The organism is Kosakonia oryzae (assembly GCF_001658025.2).
Taxonomy (GTDB): Bacteria; Pseudomonadota; Gammaproteobacteria; order Enterobacterales; family Enterobacteriaceae; genus Kosakonia; species Kosakonia oryzae.
Genome location: NZ_CP014007.2, coordinates 3,316,579 through 3,333,511 on the forward strand (window position 1 = coordinate 3,316,579; position 16,933 = coordinate 3,333,511).

Consider the following 16,933-nt stretch of genomic DNA (forward strand, 5'->3'; position numbering starts at 1 on the left):
CGCCCTGCGCATTGCAGCGACCATCACCTGAGCGCATAATTAGCATGCTTATCAATTTCCCTTATGCGCGCGTTGCAACAACGCTGTACGGATGGTTATGTCATCTTCTGATGCCCCAATAAACTGGCAACGTAATCTTACCGTTGCCTGGTTTGGTTGTTTTCTTACTGGCGCAGCCTTCAGCCTGGTCATGCCCTTTCTGCCGCTGTATGTTGAGCAACTCGGCGTGACCGATCCGGGTGCGCTGAATATGTGGTCCGGGCTGGTGTTCAGTATTACCTTCCTTTTTTCTGCTATCGCTTCGCCATTCTGGGGCGGGCTTGCCGACCGTAAAGGCCGCAAAATTATGTTGCTGCGTTCGGCGCTGGGCATGGCGATTGTTATGGCGCTGATGGGCATGGCGCAAAATGTCTGGCAGTTTTTAATCTTGCGCGCACTTTTGGGCTTATTGGGTGGATTTATCCCGAACGCGAATGCTTTGATTGCGACACAAATACCGCGAAATAAAAGCGGCTGGGCGCTCGGCACCCTTTCCACTGGCGGCGTCGGCGGCGCGCTGCTTGGGCCGCTGGCAGGCGGTCTGCTCGCCGATAACTGGGGCTTGAGGATGGTCTTCTTTATCACCGCGTCAGTACTGTTCCTCTGCTTCCTGCTGACACTGTTCTGCATTCGGGAGAATTTTGTTCCGGTGGCAAAACGCGAAATGCTGCACTTTAAAGAGGTTTTTGCCTCGCTGAAAAATCCAAAACTGGTGCTGAGCCTGTTTATCACCACCATGATTATTCAGGTGGCAACCGGCTCCATTGCGCCGATTCTGACGCTGTACGTGCGCGAACTGACGGGTAACGTCAGCAATATCGCGTTTATCAGCGGCATGATTGCCTCGGTGCCTGGCGTCGCGGCGCTGTTGAGCGCTCCTCGCCTGGGGAAACTGGGCGATCGCATCGGCCCGGAGAAGATCCTGGTGGCCGCGCTGGTGATATCCGTGCTGCTGCTGGTGCCCATGTCGTTTGTACAAACTCCCTGGCAACTGGCGATCCTGCGTTTCCTGCTTGGCGCCGCCGATGGCGCGTTACTCCCGGCAGTGCAGACGCTGTTGGTGTATAACTCGACCAACCAAATTGCCGGGCGTATTTTCAGTTATAACCAGTCATTCCGTGATATCGGCAACGTGACCGGACCGCTTATCGGTGCCGCGGTCTCCGCAAGCTACGGGTTCCGCGCGGTCTTTTGTGTAACCGCAGGCGTGGTGCTTTTTAATGCCATCTATTCCTGGTTCAGCTTACAGCGCCCTGCACGTTCTCACTCTGAAACACCTACTCCCACCGCATCCGTAGTCAGCGGTAAAGAGTGAGCGGTTACAGAGTGGGTTCCTCCTGCTCTGTCGCTTTTTCATAATGATCAATTTCTGTTAAATATCTGATTACCTCAGCTATCATTTGACGCTGGCGAAACCAGCGTCTATAGATTTTTGCAGATACTTTTTCTGCAACTTGAGGAGCTTTTCCATGGCTGAATCCGAACTGGAGTATTACTCAACACTGTCTGAAGCAATTGATGCCGCACGTGAAATTTTTATCGCCAATAATCCAGATATTGATGAAGACGAGATCAGCGTGCAGCAATTTAATGTGCAAAAGTATGTTCTTCAGGATGGCGATATCGCCTGGCAGGCTGAGTTCTTTGCCGATGAGGATGAGCCTGGAGAGTGTCTGCCGATGCTCAGTGGCGAAGCCGCGCAAAGCGTCTTTGACGGTGATTTCGACGAGATCGAAATAAGCCAGGAGTGGCAGGAAGAGAACACGCTGCATGAATGGGACGAGGGAGAATTCCAACTTGAACCACCGCTCGATACCGAAGAGGGTCAGACTGCGGCAGACGAATGGGACGAGCGCTGATCACTCATAGGGGCCGTGGTGTGCATCCAGTGGCAACAGTAACGTGTCGAACACCAGTGAAAAAGGCAGATCGAGCACGGTAATATAGCGCCACGCCGAATCACGAACATCCCATTGCACGCCGGGATAGTACTGATTTCCGTGGCCCTGCCCCGGGATAGTCCGACTGATAATGCTGCCGCAGCCGCTTAATAAACAGGCCATTACGACAACCACAATAACTCTCACACCTGACCTCATCTTGCTGTTTGCAGAGTAAAAAAATACCGGCGCAGTGGCCGGTATTTTCCTTAATGTCGGCTTACTTCGCCTTCAACGCCAGCGGGTTTAGCTTCAGCTCTTCGTAATGGTTTACCCAGGAGAGATATCTCTCCGGTGCGGACCATACGCGATAGTGCAGCCGCGAAAGCGTCACGGGATCGCTTAGCAGCACCAGGCGACGATCGCGGTTCAGCTTCTCTGGCGTTTCGTTCAGCGCCTGCTCAACGTGACGGTCGCGGGCGATTTCCAGCACGCGGCTGGAACGGTGACGCGCAGTTGCCATTGCTGTTGCCAGCGCATTGAAAGAAGGATTAAACACCGCGTGCATAAAGCCATCCTCCAGCGTACGCGAGCGGTTCAGTTCCAGATAGTTATCGGTATCCACCAGCACCTGCGGCGGCGAATACTCTTCCGGAATGAGGAACAGCTTCCAGCGTTTCGTACGCAGACCTACCGTAGAACGGCTGGAGATCACTGATACAAATGGCGACAGGATCAGCGAGAACACAATCGGCGCCAGCCAGAACAGGAAACGCAGATCCAGCCACGCCATTCCCACTGCCCACACCAGCCCCAATAGCAACTGCGAGCCGTGACGCATAAAGGCTTCGCCCCACGGTGTAGAGTCATCGTCACGCTGCGGCGAATTCCATACCACTTCCCAGCCGAGGAAGGCGCTGACAACAAATACAGTGTGGAACAGCATGCGCACCGGCGCCAGCAGAACCGAGAACAGCACTTCCAGCAGCAACGAGAGCGTTACGCGGAAGAAGCCGCCATACGCTTTCGGCCCTTTGCACCATACCAGAATGATACTGAGCAGCTTCGGCAGGAACAGCAGCACCATCGTTGAGGCAAACAGCGCAATAGCCAACTCCGGACGCCACTGCGGCCATACCGGGAACAACTGGCGCGGTTGCAGGAAGTATTGCGGCTCCGTCAGGGCATGTACCACCTGCAACGCCGTGGAGAGCGCAAGGAACATAAACCACAACGGTGCGGAAAGGTAGGACATTACGCCGGTCAGGAACACCGCGCGGTGTACCGGGTGCATACCTTTCACCAGGAACAGACGGAAGTTCATCAGGTTGCCATGGCACCAGCGACGGTCGCGTTTCAGCTCATCGAGCAGGTTCGGCGGCAGCTCTTCATACGAGCCCGGCAGGTCATATGCGATCCAGACGCCCCAACCCGCACGACGCATCAGCGCCGCTTCCACGAAGTCGTGCGACAAAATGGAACCTGCAAAAGAACCTTCACCCGGCAGCGGTGCCAGCGCGCAGTGCTCGATAAACGGCTTCACGCGGATAATCGCGTTATGCCCCCAGTAGTGGGATTCCCCCAACTGCCAGAAATGCAGCCCCGCAGTAAACAACGGCCCGTAAACGCGAGTGGCAAACTGCTGGCAGCGCGCATACAGCGTATCCATACCGGACGCTTTCGGCGACGACTGAATGATCCCGGCATTCGGGTTGGCTTCCATCAGACGCACCAGACCGGTCAGACATTCACCGCTCATCACGGAGTCTGCGTCCAGCACCACCATGTAGCTGTACTGGCTGCCCCAGCGACGGCAGAAGTCATCAATGTTGCCGCTTTTACGTTTCACACGGCGACGACGACGGCGATAGAAAATCTGCCCTTCGCCCTGCACTTCCGCGATCAGCTCCATCCACGCTTTCTGCTCAGCAACGCAGATATCCGGGTTATAGCTGTCGCTGAGGATATAGACGTCGAAGTGCTGTTGCTGCCCGGTGGCTTTAACCGATTCCCAGGTTGCACGCAGCCCCGCAAAAACACGATCCACGTCTTCGTTACAGATAGGCATAATCAACGCGGTACGATGTTCCGGATTAAGCGGCTCATCACCCACCGTTGAGTGCGAAATGCTGTACTTGTCGCGGCCGATAAGCAGTTGCAGGAAGCCCATCAGCGCCGTCCAGAAACCGGCGGATACCCAGCAGAACAAGACGGCGAACAGGATCAGGATGCCGGTTTGCAGCACGTACGGCAGCAACTGCATAAAGGAAACCCACAGATTCTGGCCCGCCATATCGGTCGGGTTGATCAGCGCCCAGCCCTGATAAGGCAGGATGGTTTTCATATACCAGGTCGCCACCACCGTCTGCGCCAGCGTCAGCAACAGTAAGATATAACGGCGGATTGAGCCGACAGTACGCCATTTCTGTTCGTGCGCCAGCTCTTCTTTCGTCAGACGAGAAAGATAACGCGGTGCCACTTCCCGCCCACGGAGTCGATCCCAGAAACGTCCGATAGGGTTGGTACGCCACGGATCGGGAAACATGGAAGAACGCTTCGCTTTCGGCATCGCCTGAAGTTGCGCACGCCCTTCGTCATCCTTAATAAGCTGCTCTTTGCCCAGTGAATCCGGCCAGCTATGCTGCAAGCGTGCCGTCACAGAACCCAACGGCGTATCGTCTTCACGTTTCCAGTCTGTATGTTCAGCATCCAGCGCCTGATGCACGCTAAGAATACTCTCTGTCGGCAGCACTGCCTTCTCCGCATCCGTGAGCGGCAGCGCGTCGATATACTCAGTTGTCTTATTCATTGGCAGGTAGCTGATAGCTCCAGGTTTCACTCAGGGTCTGGTCGGCATTTACCAGGGCCGCGCGCATATCCGTCGTTTTCTTCGGATCTTTAACTTTCACACGCAACATCAAACGCCAACCTTGCGTCACTGGATTATAGCGAACCGTGTTTTCAACGATTTCGCCGTTATCGCCAATGCTGGCTTGTGCGGTGACAGGGGTGTCCTGCGGCAGTTTTTTCATATCCTGGCCGGTAAAATCGACGACAAAGGCGATCGTTCCGTCAGGCTGACGAATCAGGTTCGACTGTTTTACATCACCGGTCGAACGGCGAGTTTGCAGTACCCAGGCGTTGTCTGGTGCATGCAGTTTGTCTTCGTCGCGGCTAAAGGTGATGGTGTATTTAAAGTTCATCTCCTTGCCTGGTTCCGGCAGTTGATCCGGCGTCCAGTAGGCCACGATGTTGTCGTTGGTCTCGTCATTGGTCGGAATTTCAACCAGCTCAACCTTCCCTTTGCCCCACTCGCCTTTCGGCGTGACCCATGCGCTCGGACGCAGATCGTAGCGGTCATCGATGTCTTCAAAACGGGAGAACTGACGGCCACGCTGCAACAAGCCAAAGCCCTGCGGGTTTTCCATCGCATAGCTGCTGACAGCCAGGTGTTTCGGGTTGTTTAACGGGCGCCAAATCCACTCGCCGTTGCCAGCAAGTATCGACAGGCCATTAGAATCATGCAGTTCCGGGCGGTAGTTGGTCGCCGGAGAGGGCTGCGACGGACCGAACAGGAACATACTGGTCAGCGGCGCAACGCCCAGTTTGCCCACTTTATCGCGCAGGTAAACTTTGGACTGCACATCCACCACGGTATCGCGGCCAGGGATAATAACGAAGCGATAGGCACCCGTGGCGCGCGGTGAATCCAGCAATGCGTAAATCGTCAGGCGTTTATCGGCAGGCTTAGGGCGCTCGATCCAGAATTCGCGAAAACGCGGGAACTCTTCGCCGGAGGGGAGCGCAGTATCAATTGCCAGACCGCGCGCGGAGATCCCATAAACCTGACCTGCGCCAATCACGCGGAAGTAACTTGCGCCCAGCATGCTGACGATTTCATCGTTTTTATCTTTATTATTGATGGGGTAAAGAACTTTGAAACCAGCAAAACCAAGATCTTTTACCGTGTCTTTATCGTGCTGAACGTTACCGAAATTAAAGTAGTCCGGGCTGTATTTAATTTGGCGAACGGCGGTGGCGGTCACTTCGTTGATGGTCACCGGCGTATCGAAATACATACCCTGATGATAAAACTCAAGCTTAAACGGGGTGTTGGTCGCGTTCCAGTAGGCTTTGTCGTGGTTGAACTGAATCTGTTGATAGTCCGCGTATTTCATGTCACGGAACACAGAGGGCAGATTGCTCTTGGGTGCTTCATAGCCTTTGCCAGCCAGGGATTGTGCCTGTTTTGCGACATCGTCAATAGAAAAAGCCCAGCCTGATGACGTATAAAGTGACAACAGAACCGCAGCACCTACCCAACGCATTTTCATCATTTGTAATTTAGGTTTCATAATAACTAAGCACTTCCCCCTTTGTGTGCTTAAATCGATCCGATCCATTTTAATGGAAACTCAGCCAATCCGACAACTGAATCCCTGTATTGTTCTGCCTGCTGGCTCATTGAATAAGCAAAGAAACTCACCCTTTATCGTTTTGCAGGCTTATCCTGGAGACAGGTTATCGGACATAGTGTAGGGTTAGTTTCGAATGTAACCATTATTTGTCTTATGGATAAGGCGAAAAGTCTTAGAATGCCCGGAGTTATATGGCCAGAGTACCCACACAACGAGAATATTTCCTTGATTCCATCCGCGCGTGGTTAATGCTGCTTGGGATCCCGTTCCACATCTCGCTGATTTATTCCAGCCATATGTGGCACGTTAACAGCACCTATCCTTCCTGGTGGCTGACCCTGTTTAATGACGCTATTCATGCGTTTCGCATGCAGGTGTTTTTTGTCATATCCGGTTATTTTTCATACATGCTATATCTGCGTTATCCGCTAAAACGCTGGTGGATGGTGCGCGTTGAACGCGTCGGTATACCAATGCTCACCGCAATTCCGCTGCTCACGTTGCCGCAATTTATTATGTTGCAATATGTGAATAACAATACCGCGGAATGGCGCACCTTATCGGCATATGACAAATTCAATACGCTGTCGTGGGAGCTGATATCTCATTTATGGTTCCTGTTAGTACTTGTCATATTAACAACGGTTGGCATGTGGTTGTTTAAAAAAATAAAAAACAATGCCGATCGCCTACTTGGTTCTATTTCACTCGGTACACTTTCCCTCTGGTTCCTGCTGCTGGGCATTGCCTGGGCCGCATTTCGGCGCATTATTTTTCTGTTGTATCCCGATATATTGCGCGATGCGCTGTTTAATTTCGCCGTCATGCAGACGCTGTTTTACATTCCTTTCTTTATCCTTGGCGCGCTGACGTTCATCAATCCACGGCTAAAATCACTTTTTACCACGCCGTCACCGTGGTGCATGGTTGGTTCAGTGCTGGCGTTTATTGCTTATCTGCTTAACCAACGCTATGGCAGCGGCGATGCGTGGATGTATGAAACCGAAGCAGTAATTACTATGCTGCTGGGGCTGTGGATGGTAAATGTGGTGTTCTCGCTGGGGCACCGGTTGCTTAATTTTCAGTCGGCTCGGGTGAGTTATTTTGTTAATGCTTCACTGTTTATTTATCTGGTACACCATCCGCTAACGCTGCTTTTTGGCGCATGGATCACGCCACATATTCAGTCCAACGCGTTAGGTTTTGTTACCGGACTGGTATTCGTTATTGGGATTGCGGTTTTGCTGTATGAAATTCATTTGCGCATTCCGCTGCTGCGTTTTCTCTTCTCCGGTAAACCGCAGGAGAAAGAGGTGAAAACCCACGCTACCGCCCGTTGATTTCGCAGGCTGCTCCTGGTGAGTAGCCTGCGTTTCCCCTATTTCTCCGGTTCTTCGCCCTGCTGTGTTAATAATCGTTGGTAAAGATGCGCCGTTTCGCTATCAAAGCAGACAAACAAGACCTGCTGTAGCTGAGGGCGCCGGATCAGATGCGCAGAAACCGTGTTGACCGCGATCTCTGCCGCCGCCGCTTTCGGATAACCATACACACCCGTGCTTATCGCCGGGAACGCTATCGTGGTATAGCCGTTCGCTTCAGCCAGCAGCAAACTGTTACGGTACGCATCCTCAAGCAGACGAGCTTCGTGTTCACCGCCGCCACGCCACACTGGGCCAACCGTGTGGATCACCGCTTTGGCGCGCAAATTTCCCGCCGTGGTGATCACCGCATGCCCCGGAGGGCACTCCCCCTGCTGCTGACGCACCTGCTGACACGCCTTCAACAATTCCGGTCCTGCCGCACGATGAATAGCGCCATCAACACCGCCGCCGCCAAGTAGCGACGAGTTTGCGGCATTCACAATGACATCAACCTCGAGAGTAGTGATATCTCCCTGAAGTACCTGCATACGTGGCTGCATTTTTGCCCCCTTTCCGGTCAATCAACCGCCTTTTCGATAAGTGTATCCTGGACCGGGGGCGACTTGCAGGCACAATCAGTGATAACTGATAACAACAATGGCCTTTGAATGCTCTGGATCGAGATAGTGCATCTCGACTTTTGCCAGCGATGCAAAAGACTGCCCGGCAATATCACGAAGCGAAAATTGCCGCGTTTCGACCTTTTGCCCCTGCGGGCAAGAGAGTTCCAGTTGCTGCAAATGGGAACGATAATCGCAGCCGCCTTCGACAATTGTGCCCTGGAAGTGAATGATCCCGCCCGGCGTAGCAGCGCCGGCAGAAGAGATTGATAAAAGGAGAATCAGAGGAAACAGGAATGTCATAAAAAGCCGCATAAACACCTCACAGGTTGCTCATCCTTGATGGTGGGAGTCAGATATTCCACCTATCTGACTCATCGGCATTTTTAATTAATCTCTTTAATACTTTAGCGCACAAAGCGTACTGTTGACGGCTAGTCGGCTGTTTTAATAAGATTTTTCATTGATGCGATTTATACTTCTTCTCGCTCGTTTAGCAAAGGCTGCGCGCGGCGAGCAGCGATCCACAAACCGCTATTTTTCATGGCGTAACCGAATAGCAGCCCGACGGCCAGCGAAGGCACAATCATCCGCCACTCACTCTGCCCGGCAAACGTCGCGCAGGCCCCAATAAAAGTGCCCGGTACAAAAGAGAGCAGCAAGCTTTTGGCCTGCAAACACATCAGGAATGCCACCACGCCGGTCATCATATAACCGACGATCGCCAAATGCGGTGCCAGCGCTGCGCCGTGAATAATCACTTGAGCCCAGACAACGCCACTCATGACGGTACAGGTGGAGATCAGCAGCCCTTTTAACCCGCCCTGCGGGCAGGCGAAATAGGCTGTACATCCGAGAAAACCCGCCCAGCTAATCAAGCCGAGGGAAACGGCAACCCAGCCCCAAAGGCCAGAGAGAATACCCGTCGTCAGTGCAATAGAAAGGAGAATGTTCATGGCGCGCATCATAGCAGATGCGCACCGGTGTTATGTGACCACAAGCACACTAATTGAAACGATGAATTACACGTTACACACAATTAGTGATGTGAATCACATTATTCAGCGGATTCTTCCTGCAATTCATCCCACATTGCTGCAATGGCATCGCGTGCAAGCGGCGCCATTGTGCGCCAGAACGGCGTGGTGGCGTGGGCTTCCACCTTACCGAAGAACGTGCCGCACCACGGCAGAAGGTACTCAGCGAACAGGGTTTCCAGCGCTTCGCTTTCATCCTCAGCCGACTGATCTTCCAGCCAGGAGGCCGCCAGCAGCAAGGTACCAATATGATCGGCTGGCGCATCGGTTAACGGCATGCCACGGCTCGACAAAAATGAACGCACTTCGGCTTCCGTAGCACCATCCACCCAGGCGCTGCGAAACGGTGACACCCGGCACTCTTCGCCGACAAACAGCGCGTTGTAATCGGCAGCCAGCGCCTGCGCATCGCAGTTTTTTTGCAGGCGCTCCAGCAGATCATCCTGCTCCAGAGGCCAGCTTTCCGCCAGTTTCCCCTCGCGGATCATGGTGTACAGCGGCACCAGCAGCGGATCCTGCGGCTGACGATAAAACAGCGAGCCAAGCACGCGGCAGAGGATAGAAAATTCGTTCATTCAGTTGTTCCAGTCAGTATTAAAGTTCAGCAAATTCAGCAATCGGTGCCATGCCGCGTGACTCAAGGAAATTCAGCAGGCGACGTGGTGAGACATTCAGAATACGATCTTCCGGGAAACCGACATCATCGAGTACCTTACGGCATTCAGTGAAATCACCCAGCGTAAACGCGGTGTGGGAATCCGATCCCAGCGCAACCCAGCCACCGGCATCACGCACCGCGGCAGCAATCGCGCGGCAGTTAGCTTCACTGCCTTTGCGTGAGTGCATAAAGGAAGAGTTGTTAATCTCCAGCGCCACCTGATATTTCGCGGCAGCTTCGGCGATTGCAGGAATATCAACCTCAAATTTCGGGTTGCCGGGATGGCTGATAATATGCACGTTGCCGTTGGCCATTGTGGCAATCATCGCCTGGGTATGCGCGGCTTTATCCTGCGGCGGAAAGACCGGTTCATGGAAACCGGCAATGATCAGATCGAGTGCTTCCAGCATCGGGCCGGTGCAGTCGATCTCACCATCGGTGTTTTTAATGTTGGCCTCAATACCGCGCAAAATCCCCACGCCATTCACCAGACGCGGCCAGATGCGCATATTGACGAAGTGCCAGTAATGCGGCGCATCCGCCATATCCGGGCCGTGGTCAGTAATGGCAAACAGCTTGATGCCTTTGCTTTTTGCTTCGGCAATATAATCATGAAGGGTGCTATAAGCATGGGTGCTGGCGACGGTATGCATATGCAGGTCAACGGGGTACATGGCTCACTCCTGTCGTTATTTTTTGCAAGGATAGCAGTTATCGGTGGCGATTTTAATGACAAAACCCGGACAGGCCGGGCTTTCATTAATAACCCCGAACTCTGTCAACGCGCCCGCTGACGGTTTCTCCGCGCTCCAGTTTGCCGATAGTGTGGCTGATAAACTCAATGGCTTCGGTCGGTCTCGTGAACGCCGCAATGTGCGGAGTCATTGCCACACGCGGATGTGCCCACAGTGGATTATCGGCAGGGAGCGGCTCGCGGCTGAACACATCAAGCATCGCGCCCTTCACCTTTCCGCTCTCCAGCGCCGCCAGCAGATCGGCTTCAACAACATGGACGCCGCGCGCCAGGTTCATCACATAACAGTGTTCGGCGAGTTGGTTAAGCAGCGACTGATTAATAAGACCAACCGTTTCCGGCGTATTCGGCAGCAAGTTGATCAGCACGCGCGTGCCCTGTAAAAAATCGCCCAGTTCTTCAGGGCCAGCAAAGCTTTGTACACCGGGCAGCGACTTGCGGCTGCGGCTCCAGCAACGAACCGGAAATCCCCACGGCAGCAGGCTTTCCGCGACTTTTGAACCCAGCACGCCCGCGCCAAGAATACCAACAGTGAAATCGCCGTGCGCATACTCTTCTAACTGCTGCCACCTGGACTGCTGCTTTAACGCCTGGTAATCATCAAAACGCCGGAACCAGTGCAGCACCTGGCTTACCGCATATTCTTGCATTTGCGATCCCATCCCGGTGTCTTCCAGGCGGAATAGCGGAATATCATCGGCCAGCATCCCCGGATTGGCGCTGAGCTGGCCGAGAATCGCATCCACCCCGGCACCAAGCGCAAACACCCCTTTCAGTTTACGCCCTTTAAGCATTTCGACAGGGGGATGCCACACCAGGGCATAATCCGCCGGGGCATTATCGCCTGCCGTCCATGCACGAACATTCACCTGCGGCATCGCCTTACGCAGTGCGTTAATCCAGTAGTCGCTATTAAAGGAAGGGTGATAAAAAATAATGTCCATTCCAACTCCAGAACTCGTTGTGATGTATCCGGATAATTTCCGGTTCTATTGGCTATTTTTAAAAGGGTGATCAGCATAGCAAATTTCGCCTGTACACCACGGAGAAAGTGCCGTGACGAGAAAAAAAGCGATTTCAGAACGTTTAAGAAGCAGGTTGTTTGAAGTTTGTCTAAACACGCTAATTTATTGAAAAAGAGGATTGACGCCGCAATGGCTTTTCCCTACATTAGCGCCCGTCCCGATGACGTCGGGACGACAATGTGGTGAGGTGTCCGAGTGGCTGAAGGAGCACGCCTGGAAAGTGTGTATACGGCAACGTATCGGGGGTTCGAATCCCCCCCTCACCGCCATTATTCGAAGAAGAGCTCGCAGGCAAATGCGGGCTTTTTTTTCGCATGTCGCACATGCGCAGGGGGGATGAGAATCCCCGACCGGGGTTCGACAACGGGCAACCGCCCGTTGGACAGACCACGAATAACATGAGTGGGCTGCCCGAAGGGCGAGCGAAGCGAGTCAATCCCCCCCTCACCGCCATCATTTCAGACAAGAGCCTGTACGAAAGTACGGGCTTTTTTCTTTTATATTCTCCATCGCAGGGGGGGATGAGAACCCCCGACCGGGGTTCGACAACGGGCAACCGCCCGTTCCCCGAATGAACATCAGAAATGGCGGCGATACCTTATGTAACCGTTGTTTTAGCCGTATCCTGCACCAACTTAACCCCGGAATGCCAGCTGGCAGCTATGCTTCACCCGGACGACATTTCTGTTCAATTTTTTTGCTCAAAATCCGCCATTGCTCACACCTTAAGCGAACAGCCATCAATGCGGAAAATATGCTTGACCGTTTCAGTGCAACTCCCTATAGTAGCGCCCCGTTGCCCCCCAAGTGGCAGGCAGCGATACAATGTGGTGAGGTGTCCGAGTGGCTGAAGGAGCACGCCTGGAAAGTGTGTATACGGCAACGTATCGGGGGTTCGAATCCCCCCCTCACCGCCATTATTCGAAGAAGAGCTCGCATGCAAATGCGGGCTTTTTTTTCGCATGTCGCACATGCGCAGGGGGGGATGAGAACCCCCGACCGGGGTTCGACAACGGGCAACTGCCCGTTGGACAGACCACGAATAACATGAGTGGGCTGCCCGAAGGGCGAGCGAAGCGAGTCAATCCCCCCCTCACCGCCATTATTCGAAGAAGAGCTCGCATGCAAATGCGGGCTTTTTTTTCGCATGTCGCACATGCGCAGGGGGGGATGAGAACCCCCGACCGGGGTTCGACAACGGGCAACTGCCCGTTGGACAGACCACGAATAACATGAGTGGGCTGCCCGAAGGGCGAGCGAAGCGAGTCAATCCCCCCCTCACCGCCATTATTCGAAGAAGAGCTCGCATGCAAATGCGGGCTTTTTTTCGCATGTCGCACATGCGCAGGGGGGATGAGAACCCCCGACCGGGGTTCGACAACGGGCAACTGCCCGTTGGACAGACCACGAATAACATGAGTGGGCTGCCCGAAGGGCGAGCGAAGCGAGTCAATCCCCCCCTCACCGCCATTATTCGAAGAAGAGCTCGCAGGCAAATGCGGGCTTTTTTTCGCATGTCGCGCATGCATGTCCACAACCTGCACTCAACAATCGCAAAACCCATCCTCATATCACTTCAGAAGAAAACCCTCTGACCTTGCTCACGTTGTTTCTCCCTCGGCAATTACAGGTGCATTACTATGGCATTCCAGTAGCGAAAACGAGCGCCGTAATGAAAGAACTCAATAGCGTAAGTGGGAAATTAACTCTGTTGGCCATTATTGGTGATCCCATAGCACAAGTGCGAGCCCCTTTGATGATCAATGCAGCCATCGAAGCGCAGCACATCCCGGATACACTGATGGTGCCTTTGCATGTTTCTCCAGGCAGCGTGCAACAAGCGATTGAGGGTCTGAAAGCTGTGCAGAATTTCGCCGGTGCCATTATCACCATGCCGCATAAAAAAGAAGTTATGCGTTTCGTGGACTCAGCAAGCACATCAGCAACGCGCTGCGGTGCCTGCAATGTCATCCGCCGTGACCAGCACGGGAAAATCCATGGCACCATGCTGGATGGCGAAGGTTTTGTCGCCAGTCTGCTGGAGCGGGATATTGCCGTCAGGCAGAAGAAAATCTATCTGGCAGGAACCGGTGGCGCAGGTACGGCGATCGCGCATGCGCTGGCTGCTCATCAGGTTGCAGAATTAGTTATCTATAACCGCACCGCCAGCCGGGCCGAAGCCCTTATCCGTGAACTGTCAGTTTTCTATCCGCAGGTACAGTTTCAACTGGGCAACGATAAACCTGCAGAGGTTGATATTGCCATTAATGCCACCTCCGTTGGCATGGGCGAGACGCAAGAACTCCCCTTCTCGCTGATGGCGCTCAACCCGCCGGCTGTGGTCTGCGATATCATTATCTTCCCGGAGACAACAGCGTTACTTGCTGCGGCGCAGCAGCGCAATTTATGCACACATTCCGGACGGGCCATGCTCGCAGCGCAGATTGCATTGATGCTTGAGTTTATGCTGCATGGCAAAAAGGCATAAAAAAGCCCGGCACGCCGGGCTCTTCCGTTGTGATGACATCAATCATAAGCCAGCAGCGTGCGCTGACAGAGAGCGGAGCGTACGCAGTCATCTTTGTTAAAGCGTACCACGCCAATCATCTCATCTTCCTCAAAACGCGACAGCGCATCGCTCAGCCCCGATTTTACACCGGAAGGCAGGTCGCACTGGGTGATATCGCCGTTGACAATCACCGTCACGTTTTCCCCGAGGCGAGTCAAAAACATCTTCATTTGCGCAGCAGTGACATTCTGAGCCTCATCAAGAATGACGACCGCATTTTCAAAGGTACGTCCGCGCATATAGGCGAACGGCGCGATTTCCACCTTACCAATCTCTGGGCGCAGGCAGTATTGCATAAAGGACGCGCCAAGGCGTTTAACCAACACGTCATAGACGGGTCGGAAGTATGGCGCGAACTTCTCCGAAATATCGCCGGGTAAGAAGCCGAGATCTTCGTCAGCTTGCAGGACCGGCCGGGTAACAATAATCCTTTCCACGTCCTTATGGATCAGCGCTTCCGCCGCTTTCGCCGCGCTAATCCACGTTTTCCCGCATCCCGCTTCACCGGTTGCGAAGATCAGTTGTTTACTCTCGATAGCATTCAGGTAGTGCGCCTGAGCTTCATTGCGAGCGGCAATCGGAGAGGTATCACGGCTGTCCCGCGCCATGCCAATTGCTTCTACGCCACTCATCTGCACAAGCGAGGTGACCGACTCTTCTTCACGTTGTTTATGGCTGCGTGAATCACGTCTCAGCACGCGTTTCGCTTCACGACGAGCTTTGATCACTGCTTTTTGTCTTCCCATGGATAGCACCTTGAGTTGTTGGTTTACATCACGCGCGTCTGTTTCGACGCGACTATGCGCACAAACGTCTGAGGGTTGGCTTCCTTGTAAGCCTTGTCTTGCCTTTGAATATGATGTGGCTGAGCGACAGGCATCATCGCCGGTCACATCGTTGAAATCAGGTATGAACAAAGAGGAGGAAAATTCAGGGGTGAAGAAGTCGTTGCCGGAGGGGGTATCTCCGTGCCGGGTCTTACGTGGTCTTTTTGAGTGTCCGCTACAGGACTTTACCATCCGCGATCTCCTGAAGAACTTCATCACCGCAGGGAAAAACGCTTTAAACTAATTACATCAAAACTTAGCATCATTGCAACATTATTTTTACTTACTCATAACGTGCAAGCGCCCTGCGTTGTTGCAAAGAGTCTCTGATATGAATATTACAGAAAGATAACAGATACTTTCTCATACGAAAAAATGATAGCTGGATGGCAGAAAAAGTATGTCAAAATGCAACGAATGACAGAATATCCTGCCCGCAGGCGGGCAGGATAGGATCTTTACGCTTCGAGCAGAGATTGGGCAAGATAGTGATTTGCGTCTTTCACCCCAGGCAAAACAAAGAAGTAGCCGCCGCCAATCGGACGGATATATTCCTCCAGCGCCTCGCCGTTAAGCCGTTTTTGCACCGTCAGGAAACCTTTTTCCAGATCGTGCTGATAACAGACAAACAGCAAGCCCATATCAAGTTGACCCGAGTTCGTCACCCCGAGCGAATAGCTGTAGCCCCGGCGCATCATCAAACTTGATTGTGTCTCTTTGGTACGCGGGTTCGCCAGACGAATATGGCTGTCGAGCGCAATCACATCGCCGTCCGGATCTTTTGTGTAATCCGGAACGTCGTGCTCTTGCTGCATGCCCAGCGGCGCGCCGGAGTGCTTATCACGGCCAAAAATCGTTTGCTGCTCTTTCAGCGGCGTGCGATCCCAGAACTCAACATGGAACTGGATAATCCGCACCGCCTGATAACTGCCGCCAACGGCCCAGGCCGGTTCACCTTGATCGCTGGTGACCCAGACGACTTCATTCATCAGCGTGTTATCGCTGCTGTCCGGGTTGGCGGTGCCATCTTTAAATCCCAGCAGATTCACCGGCGTCTCTTTGCCTTTACTGCGCGCCGCATGATCGGAGATAAACCCTTCCCGTTTCCAGCGCACGCTGAGTAAATCCGGCGTGTGCTTAATGAGATCGCGCAGGGTGTGAATCACCGTATCCTGCGTATTCGCGCAAATCTGGATAAGCAAATCACCGTGACACAATGCCGCATCCAGCGAATCATTGGGAAAGCGTTCCATCTTTTGCAGTTTTTTCGGCTTCTGCGCCTGCAAACCAAAACGCGTATCGAACAGCGACTGGCCCACAGAAACGGTGACCGTCAGGTTATCCGGCGCGATATACGGCCCGAGAATACCGGAATCCATTGGCGGCAGCCGTGGGTTTGGCGTATCCGGCGCCGGGCCGCCGGAAGTGAGAAAAGTGATGCGCTGTGTCAGTAAGCGAAACAAACGTTCAAGATCGGCTTTATCCGCAGCCAGCACATCAAAAGCCACCAGCATCATTGACGCCTGCTGCGGCGTCAAAATCCCGGCCTGATGCGCCCCGAGAAAAGGCTGCTTTTCCATCCGCGAATCCGGCGACAGCGTCCCCGGCGCACTCTGTGGTTTTGCGGCATGGGCAACCGGGCATCCGCCAGCAATTGCGAGCGCGCCTCCCAGCGCGCCCATCCCTTTCAGTAAACGGCGGCGCGAAGGTTCGCTGACGCCATGATCATCATGTTGCTTCATATT

Annotated in this window: 15 protein-coding genes, 2 tRNA genes and 3 other RNA genes; 9 read left to right on the forward strand and 11 right to left on the reverse strand. The window is 53.5% G+C overall.

What is annotated here, in order from left to right:
• Nucleotides 1-97 precede the first annotated feature (97 nt).
• Together mdtG and AWR26_RS15910 are read left to right on the forward strand one after the other, a co-directional pair.
• The gene (gene mdtG / locus AWR26_RS15905; RefSeq protein ID WP_064567272.1) at nt 98-1,354 is read left to right on the forward strand and encodes a multidrug efflux MFS transporter MdtG; all 1,257 of its coding nucleotides are present in this window, start codon (nt 98-100) and stop codon (nt 1,352-1,354) included.
• A gap of 169 nt (nt 1,355-1,523) precedes the next feature.
• Nucleotides 1,524-1,898 (forward strand): MysB family protein, encoded by a 375-nt coding sequence (locus tag AWR26_RS15910; protein ID WP_139227899.1) that lies wholly within the window; start codon nt 1,524-1,526, stop codon nt 1,896-1,898.
• Here AWR26_RS15910 and AWR26_RS15915 read toward each other — a convergent pair whose 3' ends face one another.
• The 3 genes from AWR26_RS15915 to mdoG form a co-directional block, all read right to left on the reverse strand.
• Nucleotides 1,899-2,126: a YceK/YidQ family lipoprotein gene (locus AWR26_RS15915; protein ID WP_064567275.1), complete on the reverse strand. Its 228-nt coding sequence runs from the start codon at nt 2,124-2,126 to the stop codon at nt 1,899-1,901.
• Nucleotides 2,127-2,199: 73 nt separating this feature from the next.
• Nucleotides 2,200-4,728 (reverse strand): glucans biosynthesis glucosyltransferase MdoH, encoded by a 2,529-nt coding sequence (mdoH, locus tag AWR26_RS15920; RefSeq protein ID WP_064567278.1) that lies wholly within the window; start codon nt 4,726-4,728, stop codon nt 2,200-2,202.
• A complete protein-coding gene (mdoG, locus tag AWR26_RS15925; protein WP_139227898.1) occupies nt 4,721-6,256 on the reverse strand; it encodes a glucans biosynthesis protein MdoG in 1,536 nt (511 codons plus the stop codon). Before mdoG ends, mdoH begins: the two co-directional genes overlap by 8 nt.
• Nucleotides 6,257-6,528: 272 nt before the next feature.
• Between mdoG and mdoC the strand changes: the two genes are divergently transcribed.
• Nucleotides 6,529-7,677, forward strand: a complete 1,149-nt coding sequence (gene mdoC / locus AWR26_RS15930) for a glucans biosynthesis protein MdoC (protein ID WP_064567280.1) — start codon at nt 6,529-6,531, stop codon at nt 7,675-7,677.
• A gap of 38 nt (nt 7,678-7,715) precedes the next feature.
• On the opposite strand, the gene ymdB is transcribed toward mdoC, so the two are convergent.
• From ymdB to ghrA, 6 genes are all read right to left on the reverse strand, one after another.
• A complete protein-coding gene (gene ymdB / locus AWR26_RS15935) occupies nt 7,716-8,258 on the reverse strand; it encodes an O-acetyl-ADP-ribose deacetylase (RefSeq protein ID WP_064567282.1) in 543 nt (180 codons plus the stop codon).
• 75 nt (nt 8,259-8,333) lie between these two features.
• Entirely contained in the window at nt 8,334-8,621 is a 288-nt protein-coding gene (locus AWR26_RS15940) for a type 1 fimbrial protein (protein ID WP_064569037.1), read from the reverse strand.
• A 170-nt stretch (nt 8,622-8,791) separates the two neighbouring features.
• Complete coding sequence (locus AWR26_RS15945; RefSeq protein ID WP_206062517.1) at nt 8,792-9,274, reverse strand: DUF1097 domain-containing protein; 483 nt, start codon at nt 9,272-9,274, stop codon at nt 8,792-8,794.
• 101 nt (nt 9,275-9,375) lie between these two features.
• A complete protein-coding gene (locus AWR26_RS15950; protein ID WP_064567283.1) occupies nt 9,376-9,930 on the reverse strand; it encodes a TorD/DmsD family molecular chaperone in 555 nt (184 codons plus the stop codon).
• Nucleotides 9,931-9,949: 19 nt separating this feature from the next.
• Entirely contained in the window at nt 9,950-10,687 is a 738-nt protein-coding gene (locus tag AWR26_RS15955) for a phosphatase (RefSeq protein WP_064567286.1), read from the reverse strand.
• Between the two features lie 85 nt (nt 10,688-10,772).
• The gene (gene ghrA, locus AWR26_RS15960) at nt 10,773-11,711 is read right to left on the reverse strand and encodes a glyoxylate/hydroxypyruvate reductase GhrA (RefSeq protein WP_064567288.1); all 939 of its coding nucleotides are present in this window, start codon (nt 11,709-11,711) and stop codon (nt 10,773-10,775) included.
• A 262-nt stretch (nt 11,712-11,973) separates the two neighbouring features.
• On the opposite strand from ghrA, the gene AWR26_RS15965 reads away from it, so the two are divergent.
• The 6 genes from AWR26_RS15965 to AWR26_RS15985 all read left to right on the forward strand — a co-directional run bounded on the left by AWR26_RS15965 (nt 11,974) and on the right by AWR26_RS15985 (nt 14,280).
• Nucleotides 11,974-12,061 (forward strand) — tRNA-Ser (locus tag AWR26_RS15965).
• 560 nt (nt 12,062-12,621) lie between these two features.
• Nucleotides 12,622-12,709: transfer RNA gene (locus AWR26_RS15970), tRNA-Ser, on the forward strand.
• Nucleotides 12,710-12,756: 47 nt separating this feature from the next.
• Nucleotides 12,757-12,894, forward strand: a non-coding RNA gene (locus tag AWR26_RS15975) — RtT sRNA.
• A 47-nt stretch (nt 12,895-12,941) separates the two neighbouring features.
• Nucleotides 12,942-13,079: non-coding RNA, RtT sRNA (locus AWR26_RS15980), on the forward strand.
• A gap of 46 nt (nt 13,080-13,125) precedes the next feature.
• A non-coding RNA gene (locus AWR26_RS25965) (RtT sRNA) lies at nt 13,126-13,262 on the forward strand.
• A gap of 127 nt (nt 13,263-13,389) precedes the next feature.
• On the forward strand, nt 13,390-14,280 hold the full coding sequence (locus AWR26_RS15985) for a shikimate dehydrogenase family protein (protein WP_244256196.1): 891 nt from the start codon (nt 13,390-13,392) through the stop codon (nt 14,278-14,280).
• A 38-nt stretch (nt 14,281-14,318) separates the two neighbouring features.
• Here AWR26_RS15985 and phoH read toward each other — a convergent pair whose 3' ends face one another.
• Nucleotides 14,319-15,107, reverse strand: coding sequence for a phosphate starvation-inducible protein PhoH (phoH, locus tag AWR26_RS15990; RefSeq protein ID WP_064567294.1), 789 nt, complete (start codon nt 15,105-15,107; stop codon nt 14,319-14,321).
• A gap of 539 nt (nt 15,108-15,646) precedes the next feature.
• The gene (efeB, locus tag AWR26_RS15995) at nt 15,647-16,930 is read right to left on the reverse strand and encodes an iron uptake transporter deferrochelatase/peroxidase subunit (protein ID WP_064567296.1); all 1,284 of its coding nucleotides are present in this window, start codon (nt 16,928-16,930) and stop codon (nt 15,647-15,649) included.
• Nucleotides 16,931-16,933 lie beyond the last annotated feature (3 nt).